3 protein-coding genes are annotated in these 2,563 nt (G+C 75.2%); 2 read left to right on the top strand and 1 reads right to left on the bottom strand.

The window, feature by feature from the left end; all coding sequences use genetic code 11:
* Positions 1–84: 84 nt before the first annotated feature.
* Both HW445_RS26365 and HW445_RS26360 read left to right on the top strand, forming a co-directional pair.
* On the top strand, positions 85–1,134 hold the full coding sequence (locus HW445_RS26365; RefSeq protein ID WP_180223387.1) for an LLM class flavin-dependent oxidoreductase: 1,050 nt from the start codon (positions 85–87) through the stop codon (positions 1,132–1,134).
* Positions 1,135–1,202: 68 nt separating this feature from the next.
* Positions 1,203–1,841, top strand: a complete 639-nt coding sequence (locus tag HW445_RS26360) for a DedA family protein (protein ID WP_180223386.1) — start codon at positions 1,203–1,205, stop codon at positions 1,839–1,841.
* A gap of 58 nt (positions 1,842–1,899) precedes the next feature.
* Here the strand turns inward: HW445_RS26360 and HW445_RS26355 are convergent.
* On the bottom strand, positions 1,900–2,563 hold a 664-nt coding region (locus tag HW445_RS26355), incomplete at its 5' end, for a hypothetical protein (RefSeq protein ID WP_180223385.1).

The raw sequence follows: 2,563 nt of genomic DNA, 5'->3' as shown, positions 1-2,563 counted from the left end.
GCTCCGCCCGGGCGGTCCGGAACAAGGGCGCGCCACCGGGGGTTCGCACCGGGTGACACCGCCCGACGGAAACCGAGGAGCCCCATGCCGTCCGCCCCGGACACCCCCGCCACGTCCAGGCCGCTGCGCAAGCTCGGCTTCCTGACCATCGGACTGTTCGACGAGGCCGACCCGCGCCCCGGCCACGAGGCCACGCTGGAGCTGATCGAACTCGGCGAACGCCTCGGCCTGGACAGCGCCTGGCTGCGCCACCGCCACCTCCAGCACGGCATCTCCTCACCGGTGGCGGTCCTGGCCGCGGCCACCCAGCGCACCCGGCGCATCGCGCTGGGCACCGCCGTCACCCCCCTCGGCTGGGAGAACCCGCTGCGCCTCGCCGAGGACCTGGCCACCGTGGACGTCCTGTCGGGCGGCCGCCTCAACCCCGGCGTCAGCGTCGGCCCGCCGGTCCACTGGGAGGACGTCAAGGACGCGCTGTACCCGGACACCGCGGACGCCGAGGACTTCGGGTACGGGCGGGTGAGCCGCCTGCTCGACCTGGTCGCCGGCCGGCCGGCCTCCCGCTTCAGCGGCACCCAGGGCATCGAGGTCTTCTCCGACCGGGTGCAGCCGCAGTCGCCCGGCCTGCGCGAGCGCATGTGGTACGGCGGGGCGGGTCTGCGTTCCGCGGGCTGGGCGGGGGAGCAGGGCATGAACCTGCTGACCAGCAGCGTGGTCAGGGCCGAGGGCCCCGAGGACGCCGTACCGGACTTCGACGCCGTCCAGCTCTCCCACATCCGGGCCTTCCGCGCCGCCCACCCGCACGGTGAGCGGGCCCGTGTCTCGCACGGGCTCGTGGTCGTCCCGACCGACAGCGCGTCAGCGGACCAGCGGGCCCGCTACGAGCGGTACGCGCGGGAGCGGCTTCCCCGCACCCGCTCCCCGCAGGGGCCGGGGCGGCTGCTGTTCGCCCCCGACCTGGTCGGCCCCAGTGAGGAACTCGCCGAACGCCTCACCTCGCTCGCCTCCTTCCGGGAGGTCGACGAGGTGGCCTTCGCCCTGCCGTTCACGTTCGCCAAGGAGGACTACGCGCAGATCCTCACCGACTTCGCCACCCGTCTGGGGCCCCTCCTCGGCTGGAGCCCGGCCGGCTGACCGGCGCGCGGGCGGGACCCGGCGCGGTGCCGCGGCCACCGGCCGTCCGCCGCGCCTACGATGACGCCATGGCCCACCCCCTGCCGGGCCCCCTGGCTCATCTGGAACCGCTGCTCGGCGACTACGGCTACTGGGCGGTGGGCGGCGTGATCCTCGTCGAGGACTTCGGCCTCCCGGTCCCCGGCGAGACGATCCTGATCGCCGCGGGGGTCTACGCGGGGGCCGGGCGGCTGAACATCGTGGCCGTGGCGCTGACCGCGTTCGCCGCCGCCGTCGCCGGGGACAACATCGGCTACCTGATCGGCAGGTTCGGGGGCCGCGCCCTGGTGCACCGATGGGGCCGGTACGTCCTCCTGACGCCGGAACGGTTCGCGCGGGCCGAGGCGTTCTACACCCGCCACGGCGGCAAGATCGTCACCGTGGCCCGCTTCGTCGACGGCCTGCGCCAGGTCAACGGCATCGCCGCCGGCACCACCGGCATGCCGTGGTGGCGGTTCCTCGCCTTCAACGCCCTCGGCGCCGCACTGTGGGTGGGGCTGTGGGCCACCCTCGCCCACCTGGCCGGGGACCACATCACGGAGATCTACGCGGTGGTCTCCCGCTACCAGCGGTACGTCCTCATCGGCCTCGGCGTCCTGGTCGCCGCCCTGGTCGTCCGGCACCTGCTGCGGCGCCGACGGGAACGGGAGCGGGAGCGCGAGCGGTAGGCCCGCCCCGGGCCGTGCGGGGCCCGGGGCCCTTCGCCCGGCCGGCGCCCGGCCGGCGTCAGTCGAAGAGCGACGGGTCGGACGACGGGGTGCGGCCGGCCAGGACGTCCTGGAGCCGCTGGGTGCCCTGCTGGACCGCGGACCTGGTGGTGCTCGCCTCGGCGCCGTCCAGACCGCCCTGGGTGACCGTGATCGCGTTGGCGCCGACCTGGACCACCGCCACCGCCAGGGTGAGGGTCGCCGGTTCGCCGCCGCCGGTGCCCCGCACCGTCACGGTGAGGCCCTGCCGGGCGTCGCCCACGTCGGGCAGCGACGTCTTCACCACCTCGACGGTCCGCCTCCCGCCGTCGTCGCCGGTGAGGGTGAAGCTGTCGCAGCTCTGCGGCAGCGACCGCAGCCACCGCATCGACGCGTCCAGGTCCGACTGCCCGTAGGCGGCGACCTGGTACAGCAGCCGGGAGTCGCCCTCCTCGAAACCGGTGAGCGCCGACGCGCCGGACGGAGTGCCCAGCAGCGTCTCGTCGAAGAGCGCGTCGGCCAGGCGCCCGCAGTCGGAGACGTCCGACCGACCCGTCAGGAACTGCGCCGCGTCGACGCCGCCGAGCAACAGGCGGTTCCGCCAGGCCCGCGCGGTCCCCGGTTCGACCTGGGTCCAGGCGTCCTCGATGTCCGCCTCGGTGATCAGCGCCCGGCGCGCGCCCTCCTCGGTGAGGCCGGGCGTG

The organism is Streptomyces sp. UH6 (assembly GCF_013421635.1).
In the GTDB taxonomy this organism is placed as follows: Bacteria; Actinomycetota; Actinomycetes; order Streptomycetales; family Streptomycetaceae; genus Streptomyces; species Streptomyces abyssomicinicus.
Note: the sequence above shows the minus strand (reverse complement) of the source record. Positions and strands in the feature narration are given on the sequence as shown.

Coding starts and splice junctions, on each gene's coding strand:
- HW445_RS26365 (WP_180223387.1), top strand. CDS start 85: ATGCCGTCCGCCCCGGACACCCCCGCCACGTCCAGGCCGCTGCGCAAG.
- HW445_RS26360 (WP_180223386.1), top strand. CDS start 1,203: ATGGCCCACCCCCTGCCGGGCCCCCTGGCTCATCTGGAACCGCTGCTC.